24 protein-coding genes and 1 pseudogene are annotated in these 22,241 nt (G+C 68.5%); 16 read left to right on the top strand and 9 right to left on the bottom strand.

Going from position 1 to position 22,241, the window contains the following annotated elements; all coding sequences use genetic code 11:
• Positions 1 to 386: 386 nt before the first annotated feature.
• The 3 genes from icd (at position 387) to ACSBP4_RS03010 (ending at position 2,587) form a co-directional block, all read left to right on the top strand.
• Positions 387 to 1,649 carry an isocitrate dehydrogenase (NADP(+)) gene (gene icd, locus ACSBP4_RS03000; protein WP_049965551.1) on the top strand — a complete coding sequence of 421 codons (1,263 nt, stop codon included), beginning with the start codon at positions 387 to 389 and terminating at the stop codon, positions 1,647 to 1,649.
• A gap of 225 nt (positions 1,650 to 1,874) precedes the next feature.
• Positions 1,875 to 2,318, top strand: a complete 444-nt coding sequence (locus tag ACSBP4_RS03005) for a GNAT family N-acetyltransferase (RefSeq protein WP_049965552.1) — start codon at positions 1,875 to 1,877, stop codon at positions 2,316 to 2,318.
• A gap of 110 nt (positions 2,319 to 2,428) precedes the next feature.
• On the top strand, positions 2,429 to 2,587 hold the full coding sequence (locus tag ACSBP4_RS03010) for a hypothetical protein (RefSeq protein ID WP_015299215.1): 159 nt from the start codon (positions 2,429 to 2,431) through the stop codon (positions 2,585 to 2,587).
• A gap of 120 nt (positions 2,588 to 2,707) precedes the next feature.
• Here the strand turns inward: ACSBP4_RS03010 and ACSBP4_RS03015 are convergent, their stop codons facing one another.
• Positions 2,708 to 3,067: a cupin domain-containing protein gene (locus ACSBP4_RS03015; RefSeq protein ID WP_006649921.1), complete on the bottom strand. Its 360-nt coding sequence runs from the start codon at positions 3,065 to 3,067 to the stop codon at positions 2,708 to 2,710.
• Between the two features lie 145 nt (positions 3,068 to 3,212).
• Between ACSBP4_RS03015 and ACSBP4_RS03020 the strand changes: the two genes are divergently transcribed.
• A complete protein-coding gene (locus tag ACSBP4_RS03020; RefSeq protein WP_006182703.1) occupies positions 3,213 to 3,545 on the top strand; it encodes a DMT family transporter in 333 nt (110 codons plus the stop codon).
• A gap of 86 nt (positions 3,546 to 3,631) precedes the next feature.
• Positions 3,632 to 4,156: a DUF5817 domain-containing protein gene (locus ACSBP4_RS03025; protein WP_049965553.1), complete on the top strand. Its 525-nt coding sequence runs from the start codon at positions 3,632 to 3,634 to the stop codon at positions 4,154 to 4,156.
• Positions 4,157 to 4,177: 21 nt separating this feature from the next.
• On the opposite strand, the gene hmgA is transcribed toward ACSBP4_RS03025, so the two are convergent.
• Together hmgA and ACSBP4_RS03035 are read right to left on the bottom strand one after the other, a co-directional pair.
• Positions 4,178 to 5,404 carry a hydroxymethylglutaryl-CoA reductase (NADPH) gene (gene hmgA, locus ACSBP4_RS03030; RefSeq protein WP_435551323.1) on the bottom strand — a complete coding sequence of 409 codons (1,227 nt, stop codon included), beginning with the start codon at positions 5,402 to 5,404 and terminating at the stop codon, positions 4,178 to 4,180.
• A 51-nt stretch (positions 5,405 to 5,455) separates the two neighbouring features.
• A complete protein-coding gene (locus ACSBP4_RS03035) occupies positions 5,456 to 5,848 on the bottom strand; it encodes a hypothetical protein (RefSeq protein WP_435551324.1) in 393 nt (130 codons plus the stop codon).
• A 157-nt stretch (positions 5,849 to 6,005) separates the two neighbouring features.
• Between ACSBP4_RS03035 and ACSBP4_RS03040 the strand changes: the two genes are divergently transcribed.
• Positions 6,006 to 6,989, top strand: a complete 984-nt coding sequence (locus ACSBP4_RS03040; protein ID WP_435551325.1) for an LLM class flavin-dependent oxidoreductase — start codon at positions 6,006 to 6,008, stop codon at positions 6,987 to 6,989.
• A gap of 119 nt (positions 6,990 to 7,108) precedes the next feature.
• Here ACSBP4_RS03040 and ACSBP4_RS03045 read toward each other — a convergent pair.
• A pseudogene (locus ACSBP4_RS03045) lies at positions 7,109 to 8,102 on the bottom strand (Gfo/Idh/MocA family protein).
• Positions 8,103 to 8,306: 204 nt separating this feature from the next.
• Between ACSBP4_RS03045 and nadA the strand changes: the two are divergent.
• The 4 genes from nadA (at position 8,307) to nadC (ending at position 13,095) form a co-directional block, all read left to right on the top strand.
• On the top strand, positions 8,307 to 9,440 hold the full coding sequence (gene nadA / locus ACSBP4_RS03050; protein ID WP_435551326.1) for a quinolinate synthase NadA: 1,134 nt from the start codon (positions 8,307 to 8,309) through the stop codon (positions 9,438 to 9,440).
• A 1-nt stretch (position 9,441) separates the two neighbouring features.
• A complete protein-coding gene (locus ACSBP4_RS03055; protein WP_435551327.1) occupies positions 9,442 to 10,962 on the top strand; it encodes an L-aspartate oxidase in 1,521 nt (506 codons plus the stop codon).
• Between the two features lie 72 nt (positions 10,963 to 11,034).
• Positions 11,035 to 12,192, top strand: a complete 1,158-nt coding sequence (locus tag ACSBP4_RS03060) for an MFS transporter (protein WP_435551328.1) — start codon at positions 11,035 to 11,037, stop codon at positions 12,190 to 12,192.
• Positions 12,193 to 12,279: 87 nt separating this feature from the next.
• Positions 12,280 to 13,095, top strand: coding sequence for a carboxylating nicotinate-nucleotide diphosphorylase (gene nadC / locus ACSBP4_RS03065; RefSeq protein WP_049965562.1), 816 nt, complete (start codon positions 12,280 to 12,282; stop codon positions 13,093 to 13,095).
• Positions 13,096 to 13,102: 7 nt separating this feature from the next.
• Here nadC and ACSBP4_RS03070 read toward each other — a convergent pair whose 3' ends face one another.
• Entirely contained in the window at positions 13,103 to 13,609 is a 507-nt protein-coding gene (locus ACSBP4_RS03070; protein WP_435551329.1) for a DUF7529 family protein, read from the bottom strand.
• A 131-nt stretch (positions 13,610 to 13,740) separates the two neighbouring features.
• Between ACSBP4_RS03070 and ACSBP4_RS03075 the strand changes: the two genes are divergently transcribed.
• Positions 13,741 to 14,010 (top strand): hypothetical protein, encoded by a 270-nt coding sequence (locus ACSBP4_RS03075; RefSeq protein WP_006182691.1) that lies wholly within the window; start codon positions 13,741 to 13,743, stop codon positions 14,008 to 14,010.
• 27 nt (positions 14,011 to 14,037) lie between these two features.
• On the opposite strand, the gene ACSBP4_RS03080 is transcribed toward ACSBP4_RS03075, so the two are convergent.
• Positions 14,038 to 14,745 carry a lipoyl protein ligase domain-containing protein gene (locus ACSBP4_RS03080; protein WP_435551330.1) on the bottom strand — a complete coding sequence of 236 codons (708 nt, stop codon included), beginning with the start codon at positions 14,743 to 14,745 and terminating at the stop codon, positions 14,038 to 14,040.
• 57 nt (positions 14,746 to 14,802) lie between these two features.
• Between ACSBP4_RS03080 and ACSBP4_RS03085 the strand changes: the two genes are divergently transcribed.
• Together ACSBP4_RS03085 and ACSBP4_RS03090 are read left to right on the top strand one after the other, a co-directional pair.
• On the top strand, positions 14,803 to 15,693 hold the full coding sequence (locus ACSBP4_RS03085; protein ID WP_435551331.1) for a hypothetical protein: 891 nt from the start codon (positions 14,803 to 14,805) through the stop codon (positions 15,691 to 15,693).
• A 98-nt stretch (positions 15,694 to 15,791) separates the two neighbouring features.
• Complete coding sequence (locus ACSBP4_RS03090) at positions 15,792 to 16,283, top strand: PaaI family thioesterase (protein WP_006649935.1); 492 nt, start codon at positions 15,792 to 15,794, stop codon at positions 16,281 to 16,283.
• A gap of 71 nt (positions 16,284 to 16,354) precedes the next feature.
• On the opposite strand, the gene ACSBP4_RS03095 is transcribed toward ACSBP4_RS03090, so the two are convergent.
• From ACSBP4_RS03095 to ACSBP4_RS03105, 3 genes are all read right to left on the bottom strand, one after another.
• The gene (locus ACSBP4_RS03095; protein ID WP_006182687.1) at positions 16,355 to 16,519 is read right to left on the bottom strand and encodes a hypothetical protein; all 165 of its coding nucleotides are present in this window, start codon (positions 16,517 to 16,519) and stop codon (positions 16,355 to 16,357) included.
• 201 nt (positions 16,520 to 16,720) lie between these two features.
• On the bottom strand, positions 16,721 to 16,885 hold the full coding sequence (locus ACSBP4_RS03100; RefSeq protein WP_006649937.1) for a hypothetical protein: 165 nt from the start codon (positions 16,883 to 16,885) through the stop codon (positions 16,721 to 16,723).
• A 141-nt stretch (positions 16,886 to 17,026) separates the two neighbouring features.
• Entirely contained in the window at positions 17,027 to 17,599 is a 573-nt protein-coding gene (locus ACSBP4_RS03105; protein WP_435551332.1) for a cysteine hydrolase family protein, read from the bottom strand.
• A gap of 170 nt (positions 17,600 to 17,769) precedes the next feature.
• On the opposite strand from ACSBP4_RS03105, the gene ACSBP4_RS03110 reads away from it, so the two are divergent.
• The 3 genes from ACSBP4_RS03110 to ACSBP4_RS03120 are packed head-to-tail and all read left to right on the top strand — an operon-like array spanning position 17,770 to position 22,198.
• Positions 17,770 to 19,653 (top strand): glycoside hydrolase family 15 protein, encoded by a 1,884-nt coding sequence (locus ACSBP4_RS03110; protein ID WP_435551333.1) that lies wholly within the window; start codon positions 17,770 to 17,772, stop codon positions 19,651 to 19,653.
• A gap of 5 nt (positions 19,654 to 19,658) precedes the next feature.
• The gene (locus ACSBP4_RS03115; protein ID WP_049965568.1) at positions 19,659 to 21,173 is read left to right on the top strand and encodes a vitamin K epoxide reductase family protein; all 1,515 of its coding nucleotides are present in this window, start codon (positions 19,659 to 19,661) and stop codon (positions 21,171 to 21,173) included.
• 2 nt (positions 21,174 to 21,175) lie between these two features.
• Positions 21,176 to 22,198 (top strand): SDR family oxidoreductase, encoded by a 1,023-nt coding sequence (locus ACSBP4_RS03120; RefSeq protein WP_435551334.1) that lies wholly within the window; start codon positions 21,176 to 21,178, stop codon positions 22,196 to 22,198.
• Positions 22,199 to 22,241 lie beyond the last annotated feature (43 nt).

Genomic DNA, 22,241 nt, shown 5'->3' on the forward strand with positions numbered 1-22,241 from the left:
AAACGGCCGCCACGCGTTATACCGATCGGCGGACTCGTCCCGAGTGGCGTGAGAGGCGCCAGCCGGGCGCGTCACTGGCACGCTGATTCGTCCGAAACGCTCGCCGTCCCGAGGCCGGCAGCGAGGACGACCTCGGCGGGTGAATCCCGGGTTCGGGACGGCACCCACGGCCGGTTCGCGGTGAAGTGCTGGTTTTGCGGCGAACGCACCCATCATTTAGTGGATTTTTATCCCGTGGTGGACAGTCATCGAGAGCGATTCCCCGCTCGTCGGCCGTTCTCCGTCGGTTTCGGGCCCAGTAAGTCGACTGCGCATCGGTCAAGTTTTGCCGGCCCGCGATGGAAATGGTAGACCTTTTACCCCCATCGAAGAACCGTATAGACGAGATGAGCTACGACAAGATCGAAGTCCCCGAAGACGGGGCGCAGATCACGCTGAAAGAGGGTACCGACGACGAACTCGAGGTACCTGACAACCCGATCATCCCGATTATTTACGGCGACGGCGTCGGCAGCGACGTCGGCCCCGCCGCACAGAAGGTCCTCGAGGCCGCCGCGGAGGAGACCGGCCGCGAGATCAACTGGATGCGTCTCTACGCGGGCGAGTCCGCACGCGAAAAGTACGACGAGAACCTGCCCGACGAGACCGTCGAGGCGATCAAGGAACACCGCGTCGCGATCAAGGGCCCCCTGACGACGCCCGTCGGTGCCGGATTCCGCTCGCTGAACGTCGCGCTGCGGAAGAAACTCGACCTCTACGCGAACGTCCGACCGACCTACCACCTCGACGGCGTCCCGTCGCCGGTCAAGAACCCCGGCGAGATGGACATGGTCACGTTCCGTGAGAACACGGAAGACGTCTACGCCGGCATCGAGTGGGAGGCCGGTACCGACGAGGTCCAGGAGGTCAAGGAGTTCGTCGAGAACGACATGGGCTTCGACAGCACCATCCACGACGGCCCCGTCGGCATCGGCGTCAAGCCGATCACGGAGTTCGGGACGAAGCGACTCGTCCGCCGCGCCATCGACTACGCCCTCGAACACGACCGCGACTCGGTCACGCTGGTCCACAAGGGCAACATCATGAAGTTCACCGAGGGCCAGTTCCGCGACTGGGGCTACGAGGTTGCAGAAGAAGAGTACGGTGACGAGGTCATCACCGAGGACACGCTCTGGGAGGAGAAAGACGGCGAAGCGCCCGACGACGCAGTCGTCGTCAACGACCGCATCGCGGACAACATGCTCCAGCAGATCCTGACCCGGACCGACGAGTACGACGTCGTCGCGACGATGAACCTGAACGGGGACTACATGTCCGACGCCTGCGGTGCCCAGATCGGTGGCCTCGGCATCGCCCCCGGTTCGAACTTCGGCGACGGCCTCCTGCTGGCCGAACCCGTCCACGGCTCCGCGCCCAAGTACGAGGGCCAGGACAAGGTCAACCCGACCGCCATGATCCTCTCGGGCCGCATGATGCTCGAGTACCTCGGCTGGTCCGACGCCGCCGACCTCGTCCGCGACGCCGTCGAGGAGACCATCTCCTCGGGCAAGGTCACCTACGACTTAGAGCGCCAGCTCGAGGACGCCGAGAAGCTCGCCACCAGCGAGTTCGCCGAGGAAGTCGTCGCGAACATCGAGAAGCTTTCGTAGAAAGCTTCTCGCGCAGTCAGAACGCCGTCGCGTTCTGACGATATCGAGAAACTCTCGTAACGGGTTTCTCTCACTCACGCGGCATCTCTCTGTCTCGATTTCTTTTGCCATCGCCATCGACCAGCGATGGCCGACTCGGTCCGTTCACCCGTCGAATCCGCTCGAGCGACGGCCGCTCCGTTCGCTTCGTAACGCTCTCACGGGCGGCCGTCGTAGCCCCCGTCGATGGACGAACGCGACCTCGCGGTCCGGATCGCCGACACCGACCGAAAACGAACGGACGCCTTCGACGTTCGCCACGCGGTCTTCGTCGCGGAACAGGGCGTCGACGAAGAACTCGAGTACGACGACCACGACGAGACGGCGACCCACTTCGTCGCCTACGACGGCGCGGAGCCGATCGGCGCGGCCCGGCTGCGCGAACCCGAGGACGGCGTCGGCAAGGTCGAACGCGTCGCCGTCCTCGAGTCCCGCCGCGAGGAGGGCGTGGGACGGGCGCTGATGGCGACGCTCGAGCGTCGGGCCGCCGACGAGGGACTCACGGCGCTGAAACTCCACTCCCAGACTCACGCCGCCGACTTCTACCGCGAACTCGGCTACGAGCGCCACGGCTCGGAATTCGAAGAGGCGGGGATTCCTCACGTGGAGATGCGTAAGTCGCTAGCGTGATCCGTCGGGGCCGCGGTCGTCCGTCGGCGCTCGAGCGAGTGCCGTCCCGCCGCCGGCGTCGGCCGCCCGTCTGACTGACTTTCAAGAGTGCGGCCGTGGGCATCGGAGCTATGCAACAGGACAGCTACGTCCCCCTGACCGTCCCCGAAACGACGCTGACGAGGCTGCGAACGACCGGCCGAATCGTCCTCCCGCTCGCGGTCGCGGCCGCCATCACCTGGCTCGGGGTCGTCGTCTTCCTCGAGGTCGTGACGACGTTGCTGACGTAGGGGACGGTGGACTGGCGAGGCACGCTCGAGGCGGTTCGTCGAACCGCTCTCGAGTACGACGTGGGAGCCGCTGGAGCGACCGACGGCGGTTCCGCGTCGAGACGGCGGTGATCGACGGCGTCATTCCCCGCGCCAGCTCGGGTCCTTCCGCGGCGGGCTGAAGACGTCGATGCCGCGGACGACTTCGTCGCCACGGTTTTCCGCGGCATGGGGCTGGTCGCCCGGAATCGCGTAGGAGTCGCCCGGACCGCAGACGATCTCCGTTCGCCCGTCGCGGTCGTCGCCACCGACGAGAAAGGTCAGTTCTCCCGAGCAGATGTACCCGGTCTGTTCGTGTGGGTGGCTGTGTTCCTCGACGACCGCGCCCGGTTCGATCTCGAAGTGCTGGACGTTCATCGAGTCGGTACCGGCAAGCAGCGCCAGATGGACGCCATCGGCGGCCTCGGCCGGCTCGCGGTCGGTCAGGGAGACGCGTTCCATACGACCGTCGAACGATGATCGCCGATATAATTCCACGGGTTCCGATCGATTCTGGCACCCACCGATCGACCCGGGCCGGGACGTGGGTCGCCGACGACGGATCGCGACCGGAAAGCGTATCAACTACATGTGATAACGGAATAACATGAATCCGTACGTACTGCTCGCCGGGGCGATCCTGTCGGAACTCGTCGGTACGACGGCGCTCAAACTCTCCGAGGGGTTCTCTCGGCCGCTCCCGAGTCTCGTCGTCTTGCTCGGCTACGGCGTCGCCTTCTACCTCCTCTCGTTGACTCTCGAGGAACTGCCGGTCGGACTCGTCTACGCGACGTGGGCCGCGCTCGGAATCGTCGGCGTCGCGTCGATCGGCGTCGTCGTCTTCGGCGAGCGCCTCGATCCGGCGGCCGTCGTCGGGCTGGGACTCGTCCTCGCTGGCGTCTACTGTCTCAACGTCGTCTCGGACGTGGCCGCCCACTGACGCCCGCGGGGGAGTAGCGAACCGCCGGCGATCACGTTCGCCGTGCGTGGCGAAGGTTGAACTGTCCCGAGGAGCCATCTCGAGGCATGTACGCCGTCGTCGGCTGTAGCGAGTGTTCGAACCTCTGGATCATCGAGGGCCGTTCGGAGACGACCCAGTGTCCCCGCTGTGGCGCGCGCAAGGCCTACGAGAAACGCAAGAAGTTCGTCGAGACCGACGATGCGGCTCACGCCCGCGACGTGCGCGCCTCGATGCTCGCGAACCGACAGGGCGAGGGCGAGGCCTTCGCCGAACTCGATTCCTTCGACGCCCTCGAGGACGAGGTCGCCGACGGCGTTGTCGACGACGAGGAGTACCTCGCGGAGTCCGGACTGGACGTCGACGCGGTCGACGCCGCCGGCGAGCGCGACCCGCGCGGCCCGACCCGAAGCGGGAGCAAGCGAGAGATCGTGGAGGCGGCCCTCGAAGCCCTCGAGGAGCCGACTGAGGGCGAAATCATCGATTACGCTGCCGAACGCGGCGTCAAACCCGAGTACGTTCGGGACGCTCTCGAGAAGCTGACGCGCCGGGGCGTCGTCAGCGAGAGTCGCGGCCGGTATCGGCTGCTGTGAGTCTCCCGTCGCGGTGCCGGCCTACCGACCGAGGTCCTCGTGGGCACTCGCGAGGTGGTTCGACGCCAGCGCACCGAGCAGGGAGAGTTCGCCGGCGAGCGCGCCGACGGCGATGATTTCGGCCAGCGCGTCGGCGTTCGAGCCGGGCGGATCGCCCCCGCCTCGCAGCCCCAGAACGTCCAGCGCCTCGGCCTGGGTCGGGAGTTTCGTGCCGCCGCCGACGGTCCCGACCTCGAGCGAGGCCAGCGAGACGCTGGCGTAGAGGTCGGTCGTGCCGTCCTCGCGCTCGCGGGCGTCCATCGTCGTGATGGTGTTGGCGGCCTCGACGACCTGGGCCTCGTCCTGTCCGGTCGCGAGGAAGGCCGCGCCGACGACGTTGGCGGCGTGGGCGTTGAACCCCAGACTGCCGGCCTTGGCGCTGCCGACGAGGTTCTTGCGGGCGTTGGCCTCGGCGATGGCGTCGGCGGTCGTGTGGAGGCGCTCCTCGACCAGTTCGCCGGGGATCACGGCGTCGGCGGTGACCGAGCGGCCCCGCCCCTCGACGGCGTTGATGGCGGCGGGTTTCTTGTCCGAACAGAGGTTGCCCGAGAGCGCGACGAGGGAGGCGGGGGTCTCGGCCTCGACGACCTCGCAGGCCTCGCCGGTGGCGATCGTGGCCATGTTCATGCCCATCGCGTCCTTGGTGTCGTAGGCGAAACGTAGGTAAACGGAGTCACCGACGACGTAGGGCTCGACGTCGAGCAGTTCGCCGTGGCTGGTGGTGGACTCGGCGGCCTCGGCCAGCGCCGCGACGTTCTGGGAGACCCAGTCGACCGTCTCGGCCGCCTCGGCGACGCCCGCGACCCGAAACACCGGCGCGCGGGTCATCCCGTTTTTCGTCACGCGGGCATCGGCACCGCCCGCGGACCGGATCACGCCCAGCCCGCGGTTGACCGACGCCAGCAGTGCCCCCTCGGTCGTCGCCAGCGGCAGGTAGTGATCGCCGTCGGCCGCACCGCCGTCTACCGGGACCGGCCCCACGACGCCCATCGGCACCTGTGCCGCGCCGATCATGTTCTCGATGTTGGGCTCCGCTCGCTCGGCGTCGAAGGCGTAGTCGCCGATCGCCTCGAGGTCGGTCCCCGACTCGCGTTCGACCAGCAGCCGCCGGGCCGCGGCCGCGGTGTCGTGGTCGGCGTGGTCCTCGAGTTCGTGAATGCGGAGGTCCCCCTCCTGAACCCGGTCAGCGAGGGTCTCGGGATCTGTCATGGGTAGGCCGAGACGGGGCCGGCCCCTAACAGTTGCTGATTGGCCGCGGCTTCAGTCGGAGCCGAGGTCGAGCGAGAGGTCGCCGCCGACGGCGCGATACCCCGCGACCCCCTCGTAACAGACCAGCGCCAACAGCGCGCCGGTCCCGATCGTGGCGATGACGAGTTCCCGGAGTCCCTCGGCCTCGGCGGCGAACGCGACCGCGAACACGGCCGTCGCGAGCGCGGCGAACCGGAGCCTGCTTCGGGGGCTGATCGCCGCGTCGGTGACCGCGAGATACAGCTGCGGGACGGCGACGGCGACGCCGGCAAACAGCAGTACCGCGACCACCGGGCCGTCCCGAAGCGAAACCCCGAACTGTCCCTCGAGGACGACCGAGACGGCGACCGCGAGGACGAACACCAGCAGCGAGCCGAAGAGGACGCGACCTTCGCGATCGATCATACTGGCCGGTCAACGCGGGGCCGGGTCAACGTTGCGCTCGGTTGCAGTCTCGGCGACTGTCGGCGTCGCAGTCGCGGGCGGGGGCGGTCCCGTGTCACCGATCCACGGGACCGCTCGAGGGGGTCGATTTTTGCCGCTGGATCGAGAGGACGGGAGCATGGACGTCGGACTCATGGTGACGGACTTCGGCGACACCGATCTCGCGGACGTGGCCGTCCGCGCGGAGGACAGCGGCTACGACGCCGTCTGGCTCGGCGAACTCTGGGGGGCAAGCAGCATCGTACAGGCGACCGAGATCGCCTGCCGGACCGACGAGATCGGTATTGGCACCGCGATCGTGAACGTCTACTCGCGGACGCCGGCCGTCCTCGCGATGACCGCCGCCTCGCTCCAGGACGTCTCGGACGGCCGGTTCACGCTCGGCCTCGGAACGAGTACCGCCACCGCGGTCGAGGGGCTCCACGGGATGGCGTTCGACCGGCCGGTGCGACGAGCCCACGAGACGATCGAACTGGTCCGCGAACTGACCGCGGGCACCGGCGACCCGGTCGACTACGAGGGCGAACTGCTCGAGTCGTCGGCGTTCCCGTCGATCGAGGTCCCGGTGTCGATCTACCACGCCGGGCTCGGCCCGGCTAACCGCCGGGTCGTCGGCCGGCTGGCCGACGGCTGGATTCCGCACAACGTCCCGTTCTCGCGGCTCGAGACTGCCTTCGAGGAGGTCGCGGCGGCCGCACGAGAGCGCGACCGCGACCCCGACGCGATCGAGATCGCGCCGTACGTGCCGGCGGCGGTCAGCGACGACCCCGAGGAGGCCCGCGAGACGCTGCGTCGGCACGTCGCCTACTACGTCGGGAGCGGCGAGGGGTACCACCGGGCGGTCGCGACCGAGTTCCCCGACGAAGCCGATCGGATCGCCGAAGCCTGGCGGGCGGGCGAGAAGGGCGAGGCGGCGGCCGCGGTGACCGACGCGATGATCGCGGATCTGGGCGTAGCCGGCACTCCTGAGGCGGCTCGCGAGCGGCTCCGGACCCTCGTTGCCGAGACCGGGATCGACCATCCGATCGTCGTCGTCCCCGAGCCCGCTTCCGATGACGTCGCCGAGGCGACGATCCGGGAACTCGCGCCCGACCGGCTGTAGGCGGACCGAGTGGCGGGACGGATCGGCACGCCCGCGGTCGTGCGATCCGGCAGCCGACGCCGCGACCGATCACGTGGATCTCGCTCTCGAGACCGACTCCGAGACGTCCGTCGCCGGCGCTACTCGAGCCCGACTCGGCACCCGGTCTCGGCCGATTCGTAGGCGGCCTCGATCGTCCGCAGGTCCGCCAGCCCGTCCGCGCCGTCGGGTTCGGGTGTGGTACCGGTCAGTACGCAGTAGCCGAAGTAGTCGAACTCCTCGCAGACCTCGTCGACGGACGGGCCGGTGTACTCCATACAGACGTCCCCACTCTCGACGACCATCTCCTGTGGAACGACGCCGCCGAACGGCGACTCGATGTGGACCTTTCCGTCGGTGCCGACCAGCTCGAGCTGGCTATTGGCGTGGGCGTCGAAACTGGCGGTACACGAGGCCGTCGCGTCCGTCCCGAACTCGAGTTGGACGGCGACGTGTTCGTCGACGGCCGCGAAGGGGCCGCCGCTCGAGTGTGTGGTCGCGTACACGCCCGTCGGCTCGCGATCGAGCAGAAACCGGATCGTGTTGAGCGGATAGATCCCGAGATCGACCAGCGCGCCGCCGCCGGCGAGGGCGGGATCGAGCCGCCAGCTGTCGGGCCCCGCGGTCTCGAGCAGCGGGTTGGAGAAGCAGCCGTGGAGCTGGACGACGTCGCCGATGGCGCGCTCGCGGACGAGGTCCCGCGTGCGCCGAACCGTCGGCTCGGTCTGGAGCCGGTAGGCCGTCATCAGGGTCACGCCGGCGTCGGCACACGCGTCGACGATCTCGCGGGCGCGGTCGACGGTCGTCTCGAGCGGTTTTTCGCAGATAACGTGCTTGCCGCGGTCGGCGGCCGCGATCGCGTACCGTCCGTGGGTCGCGTTCGGCGTCGTACGTCTCGGCGACGTCCGTCGCCCGATCGGGGGAACTCGTCACCAGCGTCGTCGTCTCGCAGTAGGCCCCCGCGTCGATCGCCGGCAGCGCGCGCTGGCGTGCGAAGCCGCCGATTCCGACGACGGCGAGGCGAACCGTGCCCGCCGCCGATTCGCGCTCCCAGTCCCGTCGGGTGAAGTCCGCGAAGGCGTCCTCGAGTGCCATACCGTCGCTAGGGCGGCGAACGGAAAGGATCCAGTGTCCAGATCACGAACTGTCTCGGCTACGGACCGGTCGGTTCGCCCGAACAACTGATAGCTGGTTTTCGATCGTTCTACCAGCCGATGGTATTCCCCCGGAACGCAGTATCGAAGGAAAAAATTATTCAATATGCGTCTCTGAGTTGTAGTCACTCACAGGTGACGTCCAATGGCTAACATGGAAACGGCGGAGCTGGAAACCGACCTAAGTCTGTTCAAATACGACAACCTAGAGCAGTTGCCCCCCCAGTACCGGGATCTCGAGGAGTCGGAACGAACGGACCGCATCGAGGCGGCCCTCGAGGAGTTGGGCGACGACGTCGTCATCCTCGGGCACAACTACCAGCGACGCGAGATCGTTGAACACGCCGACTTCATCGGGGACTCCTACCAGCTCTCGACGGAGGCGGCCGAGGCCGACGCCGAGTACGTGATCTTCGGCGGCGTGACGTTCATGGCCGAGAGCGCGGACATCATCACCGACGACGACCAGTCCGTGATCCTCCCGAGCATGGAGGCCTCGTGTCCGATGGCGGGGATGGCCGAGGCCCTGCAGGTCGACAGCGCGTGGGCCGAGATCACGGCCGCCGCGCCCGACGACGACATCATCCCGATCACCTACATGAACTCCTACGCGGACCTGAAGGCTTTCTGTGCGAGCCAGGGTGGGCTCGTCTGTACCTCCTCGAACGCCCACAAGGCCTTCGAGTACGCCTTCGACAAGGGCGATAAAGTCCTCTTTCTCCCGGACAAACACCTCGGGGAGAACACGGCCCACCGGCTCGGTATGGAAGACGAGATCGCCCAGTGGGACCCCTGGGATCCGGCGGGGAAAGACGCCGATGAGGTCGCCGAGAGCGACATCATCCTCTGGGACGGCTACTGTCAGGTCCACGAGCGGTTCACCGCCGACCACATCGCCAAGATCCGTGCGGACCACCCCGACGCGAAGGTGGTCGTCCACCCCGAGTGTCGCCGCGAGGTCGTCGAGGCCGCCGACCGGGTCGGTTCGACCAGCACGATCTGCGAGACGGTCGAAAACGCCGATCCCGGCGAGACGTGGGCCATCGGCACCGAGATCCACCTCACGAACCACCTCCAGCGCTGGCACCCCGAGGTGAACGTCCTTCCGCTCTGTGGCGAGGCCTGCATGGACTGCAACGCCATGCGACAGATCGACCCCAACTATCTCACCTGGGTCCTCGAGGAACTCGTCGCGGGCCGGGAACACAACGTGATCGAGGTCGCCCCCGAGGAGAAGGAACTCGCGGAAGTGGCCCTCGACCGCATGCTCGAGATCTGAGATGACCGAAACCGACACCAGCACGGCGACGACGACCGACGGCGAAGTTACGGACGTTCTCGTCGTCGGCAGCGGCATCGCGGGCTGTGCGGCCGCCCTGTCGGCCGCCCGGGAGGGCGCGGAGGTTCTCCTCCTGACGAAAGCGACCAAACCCGACGACGCCAGCACCGACTGGGCCCAAGGTGGTATCTCCACGACGCGGGGCGACCCCGACTCGCTCAAATCGGATATCATCGACGCTAGCGACGGTACCGCCGATCCCGATGCCGTCGAGACGCTCGTCGCGAACGCCGACGACGCCGTCGAAGACGTTCTCGTCGACACCCTCGAGGTCGCGTTCGACGAGAGCGAGGACGGCGAGTTCGACTACACCCGCGAGGCGGCCCACTCCGAGTACCGGATCCTCCACGTCGACGCCGCGACCGGCTCGCACATCCTGCGCCCGTTCCTCAACTACGTCGACGCCCACGAACACATTGAGGTCCGTCAGGACACGGCGGCGCTCGAGTTGATCACCGCCGAGGGGCGGGTCCACGGCGTGGTAAGCGACGAACGGCCGGAAGGCCACCCGATCTACGCCGGCGCGACGGTGTTGGCGACCGGCGGCGTCGGCGCGCTCTACGGCCGGTCGACCAACCCCGACGGCGCGACCGGCGACGGCATCGCCATGGCAGCACTCGCCGGAGCCGACGTCGAGGACATGGAGTACGTCCAGTTCCACCCGACCGCCTATGCTGGCGACGACCCCTTCTTGCTCTCGGAAGCCCTGCGTGGCGAGGGCGCAGTGCTTCGCAACGGGGACGGCGAGCGGTTCATGACCGAGTACCACCCGCAGGGCGATCTCGCGCCGCGGGACGTGGTCGCTCGCGCCGTCGAAACGGAACGCGAGGAAACCAGCGCGGTCGTCCTCGACGTGAGCCCCCTCGAGTTCGAGGCGGAGTACCCCGCCATCGCCGAGAAGTGCCGCGACCGCGGCATCGAGGGCGACGAGATCCCCGTCGCGCCCTGCGAACACTTCCTGTGTGGCGGCATCGCCGTCGACGACCGCGGTCGCACCTCGCTCGATCGGCTCTACGCCGCCGGGGAGTGTGCCCGCACCGGCGTCCACGGCGCGAACCGGCTGGCGAGTACCAGCCTGCTCGAGGGGCTCGTTTGGGGACTGCGCGCGGGTGAGGACGCTGTCGGGTTCGATCCGGAGCCCGTCGAGGCCCCCGAACTCCGAAACCGCGACCCCGACCTGCCCGACCGGTTCGCCGCCGAGAAATTCACTCGTCTCACGCGGACGATGGACGAGTACCTCGGCCTCGAGCGCGACCCCGCGGAGATCGCCCGCGCGGGTTCGGTCCTCCGGCGGCTCAAGGGCGAGGTCGACGCCTACGTCCGCACGCGGACGACACGCAGCCTCTACGAACTGCGCAACGCCAGCGTCGTCGCGCTGTTGATCGCGCGTGCGGCGAGCGAGAACACCGAGTCGATCGGCTGTCACTACGTCGTCGACGCGGAACGTCCGCCTCGAGCCTGACCGGACGACTCCTGGTCGCAGTTCCCGTTCCGCTTTCGGAACGCTTGAAGTCACCTGTGGAGAATGTCGAGCGTGGCCCGCGCTCGCCTCTTCGCCTCCCTCTGTGGACTCGTCTTCTTCATCAACCTCGCCAGAATCGTCTTCGCACCGCTGCTCGACGTGTTCATCGGCGAGTTCGCGATCGGCGAGGCGACGGCCGGACTCATCGTGACGCTCGCGTGGGTCGGGAGCGCGTCGCCCCGATTGCCCACCGGCTGGCTGCTCACGAAGGTCCCGAGACACTACGTCGTGATCGGTGCGGGCACGATCCTCGCGGTTGCGTCCGGCCTCGCCGCGACCGCGACGACGGTCCGTCATCTCATGATCGGCGCGTTCCTCATGGGAATCGCTTCCGGGGTGTACTTCGTCTCGGCGAACCCGCTGTTGAGCGAACTGTACCCGACGCGGATCGGCCGCGTCATGGGGATCCACGGGGCCGCCAGCCAGCTCGCCGCGGTGGTCGCCGCCCCGTTCGTCGCGCTCGCCCTTCTCGTCGACTGGCGGCTCTCGCTGTGGGCGATCGCCGTCGGTGCGGCGGTCGTCACGGCCTACGCGTGGTACGCCGCGAGCGGGACCGAGATGCCGGCGGCGGGACGGGACGACCGCGAGTTCGTCGCCGGCGCGCTCTCGGAGTGGCGGATCATCGTGACGGCGCTCGCCATCGTCGGTGCCGCGTCGTTCGTCTGGCAGGGCGTGTTCAACTTCTACGAACTCTACATGCAGTCGAAGGGGCTCTCCGACCGCGCCGCGGGGGCGATGCTCACGGTCGTCTTCGCCGCCGGGGTGCCCGCGTTCTTCTTCGGCGGCGACCTGGCCGACAGGCTCCCGAAGATCCCGCTTCTGCTCGGAATCGTCGGTTCCTTCGCCGCCTGCCTGCTCGCGCTCACCGCCGTCGACGGGCTCGTCGCGCTTGTCGCGCTCTCCGCGCTCATCGGGTTCGTCATCCACACGCTGTTTCCGGCCACGGACACGTATCTCCTCGACACGCTCCCGGACGCCGCGCGCGCCAGCGCCTACGCCGTGTTCAGTTCCGCGTGGATGCTCTCCCAGGCGCTCGGCTCGTCCGCGCTGGGGCTGTTCATCGAGCGGGGATACACCTACGACGCGGTCTTCGCCGCCGCCGCGCTCGTTCTCGCCGCTACGATCGCGGTCCTCGTCGTCCTCGAGCGGACGGGACGACTCCCCGAGTAGCCCGTGGATCGCGGCGAACCGGCCGGTCTCGAGTTCGAGGCCGCACCAAGCGGGTCGCTTTTTTGCCGGGCGCTCACAGACTCGCGTATGATCACCGACGTGCAGGTCGAACGCTGGCTCCGCGAGGACGTGGGCCATCACGACGTGACGAATCAGGTGCCCGGCGAAACGACCGGGCGACTCGTCGCGAAAGAGTCGGGCGTCGCTGCCGGCCTCGAGGCCGCGACGGCGGTCTTCGACTACCTCGACGTACCCGTGACCGATCGCCTCGAGGACGGAACCGAGATCGAACCTGGCGACGAACTCCTTCGGGTCGAAGGGGCCGCACGCGAGGTGTTGCGGGGCGAGCGCGTCGCCGTGAACCTCGCGGGCCACGCGTCGGGAATCGCAACGCGGACCCACGAGGCCGTCACCGCGGCGCGAACCGAAACGGACGATGTCGCGATCGCCGCGACCCGCAAGACCACCCCCGGCCTCCGCGGGGTCGAGAAGCGTGCGGTCGTCGCGGGCGGCGGCGACACCCACCGGCTCGATCTCTCGCATATGGTCATGGTCAAGGACAATCACATCGAAGAGATGGGCCTCGAGGGGGCGATCGCCCACTTCGACGAGCGGACGTCGTTCGCGACGAAGATCGACGTCGAGGTCGAACGCGTCGAAGACGCCCCGCGTGCGGCCACAGCGGGTGCCGATATCGTCCTGCTGGACAACATGACGCCCGACCGGACGCGGGACGCGGTCGCGGAACTCGCCGACTACGACGGCGTGTTGGCCGAGGCCAGCGGCGGGATCGCCGTCGCGGACGTGCCCGACTACGCCGCCACCGGTGTCGACGTGATCTCGATGGGGTCGCTGACCCACTCAGCGCCGTCGCTGGATCTCTCCTTTCGAACCGGGAACTGACGCCCGCTTACTCCTCGCTCCAGGCCTGAACGTCCGACTCCTCGAGGAAGAGCGAGGGATCGTCGTGGGAGAACGTCACCCAGCCCGCGACGGGATCGGCCGCGACGTGAACCAGCAACTCCGCCTCGAGCAGCGCGGTTTTGAAGACGGATCGACACGCCGAGACGTCGTAGACCAGTGGGACGAGGACGGCCGTCTCGGTTTCCTCGTCGCGTTCGACCGCAAGCGCCACCCGCCGATCGCCGTCGCCCTCCTCGAGGGGCCGGTAGTAGACATCGGCCGCGGAAATCGTTACGTCGCCGTCCTCGATCAGTCCTTCGACGAGTTCGTACGCCGACTGCGAGACCGCGACGTCGAGCCCGGTCCGATCCTCGCTCTCGACCGGTGAGACGTCGGTCGGTTCGAGGACGACGGCGTCCCAGCCCTCCTCGCGGTACTCTTCGGCGATTCCCGCCGCGTCCTCGAGGAGGTCGTCCCAGACGGCGTCCGTCCCCATCGAGTCCTCCGCCGTCATCGCCGCCCCTCCGGTCCCGTCGGTGTGTGCATACCCGGGGGAACGGCGTGGAGACGAAAAACGTTACCTCACTTCGGGGATCGTGGTAGTGGTCCGATATTATTAGGTGATGGCGAATCGACACGTCACGTATGTCCGCCCGCGACGACTCGGGACGCGATCGCAAACCGTTCCCGAAACGACTGGGTGAACTCGCCGTTTCGATCGTCGTCCTGACCGGCGTGACGGTCGTGGTCGGCTACGGCGGCTGGGCCGTCCTGACGCTGCTCGCCAAGCTGGGCGGTCCCGACCCGGAGACGGCCGACGGGGACCCGCTCAGGGAGCGACTACTGGCCTGGCCCGAACGGAACCGCGAGTTCATGCGAAACGACGGCTGGGGGGAACTCCCGCTGAAACCGTAGCCCGACGCGAGCGGCCGACTCGTTCCGTCACGGCTCGGACTCCGCGTCGTCGATCGAACCGACAGTCGCATCGCCGACCAGTTCGTCCTCGAGCGCCCGGCGGACGGGCTCGGGATCGGCCGGGCCGTCCGCGTCCGCGACGGTGCCGACCGACGCCGGCTCGAGCGAGAGCCCGAGCGTGCCGTAGACTCCCTCGAGAACGTCTGCGAGTCCTTCCCGGTTCGCGACGAGGACGACGCCAGCGACGAGCGCGGCGTCCTGCCGGACCCGCTGGGCGATGCCGACGACCTTCCGTCGCTGCCCGTCCCTCCCCTCGGTCGACAGCGAGTGGGTCCCCGGACAGAACGCGTCGTCGGGCTCGCCCCTGACCGGCGAGGGGCCCAGTCCCTCGAGCGCGCGCTCGACGGCGGTCGTGGCGCGCTCGTAGCGGTCGGTCGTCCCCTGCCGATACTCCGCGACCGGCTCCGCACGGGCAAAGGCCAGCGTCGTCTCGCCGTCGTAGGCGACCGCCCGCCCGCCGACCGACCGCTCGATCGGCGGGAACCCCCGGTCGTCGGCCGTCTCGCGGGCGCGGTCGTACCCCTCGAGTTCGGCGTCCCGGCGGCCGAACGCGACCTGTCGGTGGGGGACCCAGACCCGGACGGCGGGCTCGCCGTCGGCGGCGCTCGAGAGCAGTCGGCGGGTCGCGTCGCGATCGGCGGGGATCGAATCGGCCCGTCCACGAAGCACGCGCATATCGGCCGTTCGACTCGGTGGGTCTAAACGGTCACGCCACCCAGCGTCGGACGACCGATGGCCGTTACGCTCCCCGAAGCAGTCCTGGCCCAGTACGAGCGCTTCTCGCTGTACAACTCGCCCTATCCCGCCCACGACGGCGGCTGTGCGATCGATTGCTATCCCGGGACGCTCGCCGACGGGCGGACGACCGCCGCGCCGAGCCCGGTCGCCGGCACCGTCCGGGAGACCCGCACCGTCCGCGCGCCGCCGAAACCCTACGCGCCCGACCACGACCACCTGATCCTGCTCGAGCCAGCGGCCTCGAGCCCGCTGGCCGGCCGCACGGTCCGGATCCTCCACGTCGAGCCCACCGTTGCGGCCGGCGACCGCGTCGAGCGGGGCGACTCGCTGGGGCGGCTCGTCCGCGCGGGCTTTTTCGCGCCGTGGGTCGACAACCACCTCCACGTCGGGTTCCGGAGGCCGGATCAAAACCCCTACCGGGCGTCGGGGTCGCTCCCGATCGACCTCGGGGTATCGGTCCGGCCGCTCGAGTGGGACGGCACCGGCCGCGTCCGATCGGCCGGCGACACCTACGCGGTACTGGATGCGCCAGTGCATCCGAATCCCGGCGCTGAATTCGTCGGCGTGGGGGCCGACGGCGGCGTCATAGACGGCGGGCTCCCCCACTACGACGGCGGCGGACTGCTCGAGCGCGGCGAGTCGCTCGAGGCCGACGACCCGGCCGAGACGGTCGTCTCGCTGAACGGCGATCGCCTCGGCGTCGCGACCGGCCGGACGATCGCGTGGGACGACCTGACCGTCACGGCAAACGGCGAGCCGATCACCGGGGTGTCGCTGTTCTGTGCCCGCGACGGCGCGTTCGGTGCGAAACTGATCTGTCCCGATCGCCGCTTCGAAGTCGGGACGGACGTTCGCGTGCGGGCCCGCTCGAGCGACGAGCGCTGATCGATGCCCGTCCCGGACCGCGGTCCGCGAACCAACGGCGGACAACGGGAACGACTAGAAACGTAGCTGTCAAGAGCGTCGCCGAGAGACGGGCGGCTATGACCGAGGACACCCCGACGGAGGCCATGCTCGAGGAGTTCGACGATCGCGAGAGCATGCTGCAACACTTCCTCGACGAGAACCAGGAGTTCCTCTCGTGGCTCGGGACGAGCATCGATCACGTCGGCGACGGCACGATGACGATGTCGATCCCCTACGACGAGAAGTTGACGAACACGCGGCCCACCGCCGCCGACGACGAACGGGCGGACATGCACGGCGGCGTCGCCGCGACGCTGATCGATACCGTCGGCGGCCTCTGTCTGCGGACGGCCATGGACGATCCCTTCGGCGCGCGGATCGCGACCATCAACCTGAACCTCAACTATCTCCGACCGGCGACGGGGGATCTCGTGGCGACGGCGGACGTCGTCCGGGTCGGCGGCAGCGTCGGCGTCAGCGAGATCGTCGTCGAGAGTACGACGCCCGACGGGGAAACCCACGAGGTCGCGATCGGGCAGGGCGCGTATCGGGTCTTCCGGGGCGACTGATCCCGGTCACGGCCGCGCTCGTCGCGGCTCCGCCTCGTTCTCGCTCTCCGTCGGTCACCGATCGGCGTCGTCTACGAGTCGGCGGTCAGTATCCGCAATCGAGCCACGAACGCCGCGGTAACGAGTCCGAAGACGAGCGCGGGCAGAAACGCACTCGCCGAGACGTAGTACCAGAACACGTACGCGCTACCGGCGGCACCGAGCAGGTACACCGGCAGTAACCGCCGTTCGTTCATTCGGACGGTCCCTCCATCGTCGATCCGTCGCTCGAGTTATCGCCGACCACCACACGTACCGATCGAACCCCGCTCATACCCCTTCGTTCGACTGACGGGGGTAAACATCTGCGGACCGACAACCGTCGGCCGAGCGTCCCGCTCTCGCGAGCGACCGTGTCCCCGTCGATGGCAGTCCTCGAGTGTCGGCGGCGCAGCGACTCAGCCGTCGGTGGATACCATCCGCAGCCGAACGACGAGATAGCCCGCGACGAGGGCGAACGCACCGGCGTACAGCCACGTCCCGTTCGTAATCGCGTAGCTGAACGCGATGGCGTTGAGCGCGATACCGACCAGATACAGCGGACGCAGTCGCCGCCGGTTCATGTGCGATCACCGCCCGTCGCCGACTCGAGGCGCGGACCGTCCGCTTCGTCGTCGAGTCGTGATCGACCGGAGTCCATAGCCGACCCTTGGATCGACGGCCGTGAAAAGGCAGGGGCCGAGCGAGCCACCGTCGACGGGCGGTTACGCGAACGCGATCTCCGCGCTCGGTTCGACCTCGCCGAACAGCCACGCGGCGTGATCGAGGGCGTACTCGCGGTGGTCGTCCTCGATCGCGCCGATGCAGTCCTCGAGCATGATCGGCCGGAAATCCCGTAGCCCCGCACTACCGCCGGTGTGGAGAACACAGACGTTCGCGAGGGTCCCACAGATCACCAGGTCGTCGATCCCGCGGGCGTTCAGCCATCCCTCGAGTTCGGTGTTGTAAAAGGCGTCGTAGGTGTGTTTCTCGATCACGTGGTCCCCGTCTTCGACGGGCAGCTCGTCGACGATCTCGGCCTCCCACGAGCCCTCGAGGACGTGTTCGCCCCACTGGTCGAACTCGTCGTAGTAGTGGGCGTCGTCGAACTGTTCCGGTGGGTGGACGTCGCGTGTGAAGACCACCTGCGTCCCGGCCTCGCGAGCGCGCTCGAGCAAGTCGGCGATCGGCTCGATGACGGCCTCGCTGCCCGGCGCGTACAGCGAGCCGTCCGGGTGACAGAATCCGTTTTGCATGTCGACGACCACTACCGCCGTGCGATCCGGATCGAGTTGCATGGTTGACGGTACGAACGGGATCGTCAAAACGTTCGCGCCGGCCTCGAGGCGGTTCGCGTATCGCCCGCAACTCGCGGCTCACCGCCCGACCGCCTTTCATGCGACTGCCGAATACGGAACCCGCTGGGACGAGAACATCGCTCCGTTCCGCGAACCCCTTCGATCCGATCATGAAGTACGAACGCCTCGAGGAGTACGGCGCGATCGGCGACGGAAACACGGTCGCCCTCGTCGGCCGCGACGGCTCGATCGACTGGTGTCCGTTGCCCCACGTCGAGTCGCCGAGCGTCTTCGCCGCCCTGCTCGATGCCGACCGCGGCGGCCGCTTCGCCGTCCGCCCCCGGCAGTCGTTCGAGTCCGTCCAGCGCTACCGAGATCGGACGAACGTCCTCGAGACGACGTTCCGGACCGCCGGCGGCGCGGCGACGGTGACCGATTTCGTGCCCGTCACCGACGCCGACGACCGGCCGCCCGCCGTCTACCGGAAACTGGACTGCGAGGACGGCCCGCTCGAGGTCGCGATCGAGTTCGACCCCCGATTCGACTACGCGCGGGACGTGCCCGAGATCGAGTCGACGGCCGACGGCGTCGTCGCGACCGGCGACGACGAGCGGGCCGCCCTCGCGAGCGACCTCCCGCTCGAGCCCGCGAGCGACGGCCCCGGAGCGACCGCGACCGCGACGCTCGCGGGCGGCGAGACGCGCTGGCTCGCGCTCGGGTACGGCGAGGGAATCGCCTTCGAACCGTCGCGGTATCGGGAGGCACTCGCTGGAACGATCGACTACTGGCGCGACTGGGTCCACGACTGCGACGGCGGGGAGCGTCCCGTCGGCGACCGGTGGCACGACCTCGCGGTCCGGTCGTCGCTCGTCCTCAAACTCCTGATTCACCGCGAGACGGGCGCTGTGTGTGCGGCCCCGACGACCTCGCTGCCCGAGGACGTCGGCGGCGTCCGCAACTGGGACTATCGCTACAACTGGATCCGCGACGCAGCCTTCACCGTCCGGGCGCTGGCCGAACTGGACCACCTCGAGGAGGCGCGGTCGTACTTCCGGCTGTGTCTCGACCACTGTCGGCACCACGACCCGGCCGACGTGCCGCCGGTCTACGACCTCCACGGCGGGGCCGACCTCGAGGAGCGCGTCCTCGATCACCTCGAGGGCTACCGCCGTTCGGCCCCCGTTCGCGTCGGCAACGCGGCCCGGAAGCAACACCAGCTCGACGTCTACGGCGAGTTGATCCTCGCGATCTACGAGAGCGTCCGCTACGGCGAGCCGATCCGGGCCGACGACTGGGCGGTGGTCCGTGACTTCGTCGAGTACGTCTGCGACGGCTGGGACGACCCCGACGCCGGGATCTGGGAGGTACGGAGCGACCCCGAGCAGTTCGTCTACTCGAAGGTGATGTGCTGGACGGCGCTCGATCGCGGGATCGAACTCGCCGCGGCCGCCGACGGCGTCGACGCGCCCCTCGAGCGCTGGCGGGCCCGTCGCGAGGACGTCCGCGAGGCGATCCTCGAGCGGGGGTTCAGAGAGGGAACGAACAGCTTCGTGCGCGCTTTCGACGACGAGGACACGCTCGACGCGGCGAACCTGCTCGTTCCGGTCGTCGGGTTCCTCCCGCCCGACGACGACCGCGTCCGGGGGACGATCGACGCGACGCTGGACCGGCTGGCGACCGACGACGGACTCGTCCGGCGCTACGAGGGCGACGACGGCCTGCCGGGGGTCGACAGCCCGTTCGTCGTGTGTTCGTTCTGGCTCGTCACTGCGCTCGCGCTCGCCGGGCGGACCGACGAGGCCCGCGACCGCTTCGAGTCGGTCCTCGAGTACGCCAGTCCGCTCGGCCTGCTGTCCGAAGCGATCGACGAGGAGACCGGCGAACAACGGGGCAACTATCCGCAGGCCTACAGCCACATCGGGCTGCTCAACGGCGCGCTGTACCTGGCGGACGCGACCGGCTCGGGCGACGCGTCGCCGGCACCGCTCGGGAGCGAGGCTGACGGCCTCGATTCGGAGACGGAGATCGTCCGGCGATCGAACGACGACGAGTGAGACCAATGAGCGACGACAACACCAACGACTCGAGCGAGGAATCGACTGCGGTGACGACAGACGCGCGAGAGCGCCGTTCGCGACCCGACGACGGCGACGGAAGCGGAGCGGACGGCTCGAACGGGAGCGGCGCAAACGACGGTGGCGACGGAAACGGCGACGGCGGCGACTCGATGCGGCCGGGCGAGATGATGCTCAAACATCCAGTAAAGGAGACCTGGGTCCAGTACGCCGTCATCTCGCTCGGTATCTGGCTCGTCGCGAGTACACCGGCCCTGAACTACGGGAGCGCGTTGATGGTCTGGAACGGCGTCGTCAGCGGGCTCCTCCTGATCGCGCTGGCCGGGCTCACGATCTACCGCGAGAGCGGCTACGCCAACTACGCCAACGGCTTCGTCGGTCTCTGGCTCGTGTTCGCGCCGATCGCGTTCTGGGCCCCGACGGCCGCGGCGTACGCAAACAACGCGCTCGTCGGGACCATGGTGATCACGTTCTCGGTGCTGATCGTGATGCGCTCCGAGATGGACGGCCCGACGATCCCGCCGGGCTGGTCGTACAACCCCTCGACGGGGGCCCAACGCGCGCCGCTGATCGCGCTCGGCATCTTCGGCTTCTTCGCCTCGTGGTACATGGCTGCCTTCCAACTGGGCTACATCGAGCGCGTCTGGGACCCGCTGTACGATCCGGGAACCGCGGCGATACTGACCTCGAGCGTCTCGGAGGCGTTCCCGGTCTCCGATGCGGGTCTCGGCGCGGTGGCCTACTCCGTCGAGGCCCTGATGGGCTTCATGGGCGACCGTCGGCGGTGGCGGACGATGCCGTGGATGGTCGCCTTCTTCGGTGTCGTCGTCATCCCGCTGGGCTTCGTCCAGGTGCTGCTTGTCATCAGTCAGCCGATCATGGTCGGGACCTGGTGTACGCTCTGTCTGCTCTCGGCTTTCGGCATGCTCTGGATGATCGCGCTGACCGTGGACGAGGTCGTCGCGATGGGGCAGTTCCTTGTCCGGCTAATGCGACAGGGCGACAGCCTCTGGACCGCGTTCTGGATGGGTGGAACGTTCCCAGAAGACGAGGCCGGCGTAAGCGAGAACGCGATGAGAGAGATCGACGACCGTCCCGCCAGCGAGCCGTTCTGGGGCGTCTCGACCCCGTGGACGCTGCTGGGAGCGATGGCGCTCGGCGCGTGGCTCATGCTCTCGCCGACCGTCTTCGGAACGACCGGACTCATGGCCGACAGCAGCCACCTCGCCGGCTCGCTGATCGTTTCCTTCACCGTGATCGCGACCGCCGAGCCCGCTCGCGCGGTCCGATTCTTGAACGTGCCGCTGGCCGCGTGGGTCGCCGTCGCCCCGTGGCTGCTCGACGGCGTCCCGACGCTCGCCGCGATCAACGCCGGCGTCGCCGGGGCGCTCGTGGTGCTGCTCAGCGTCCCGCGGGGCTCGTTCGAGGACCGCTACGGCGGCTGGGAGGAGTATGCAACCCTCCGGACGTTCGATCGGCTCAACCCACTCAGTAGCTAACGATGGCAGGATCCACTGACTCCGAAGTCGTCGTCGTCACGGGTGCATCGGCCGGCGTCGGGCGAGCCACCGCTCGCGCGTTCGCCGAACGGAACGCGAAGGTCGGTCTCCTCGCACGCGGCGAGGACGGTCTCGAGGGCGCGCGCGACGACGTCGAGAACGCGGGCGGCGAGGCGGTCGTCGTCCCGACCGACGTCTCGAACTACGACGAGGTCGAGGCGGCGGCCGAGACGGTCGAAGACGCGTTCGGCCCGATCGACGTCTGGGTGAACAACGCGATGGTGTCGGTGTTCTCGCCGGCCGCGAAGATGACCGCCGACGACTACCGCCGCGTCACCGCGGTCACCTACCTCGGCTACGTCTACGGCACGCAGGTCGCCCTCGAGCGGATGCGCCCCCGCGACGAGGGGACGATCGTCCAGGTCGGTTCGGCGCTGGCGTATCGCGGCATTCCGCTCCAGTCGGCCTACTGCGGCGCGAAACACGCGATCCAGGGCTTCACCGAGTCCGTCCGGACCGAACTCATCCACGACGACTGTGACGTGCAGCTGTCGATGGTGCAGATGCCCGCGATGAACACCCCGCAGTTCGAGTGGTCGAAGAGCCGGATGTCGAAACAGCCCCAGCCGGTGCCGCCGATCTATCAGCCCGAGGTCGCGGCTCGAGCGATCACGTGGACAGTCGACAGCGGCGAGGACGAACTGTGGGTCGGGCGGTCGACGGTGAAAGCGATTCTCGGGAACCGTCTGATCCCGCGACGGCTCGACAACTACCTCGCCAGCGGCGGCTACGACTCCCAGCTGACCGACGAGCCGACCGATCCCGACCGGGAACACAACCTCCACGAGCCGGTGGCGGGCGATTTCGGTGCGCACGGTCCGTTCGCCGACCGAGCGCGCGACCGGAGTTACCAGCTCCAGGCGTCGATGCATCGGCGGGCGCTCGCCCTGCTCGTCGGGCTGGCGGTCGCGATCGCGAGCGCGGTCGTCGGCCGCCGACTCGTCTCGCGCGATACCGACTGGTGACCGCCCGCGTCGGCGGGCGCGCGGCGTAACCATTGTCCTTTTT

Origin of the sequence: Natrinema sp. CGMCC1.2065, from assembly GCF_051225675.1 — an archaeon.
Taxonomy (GTDB): domain Archaea; phylum Halobacteriota; class Halobacteria; order Halobacteriales; family Natrialbaceae; genus Natrinema; species Natrinema thermotolerans.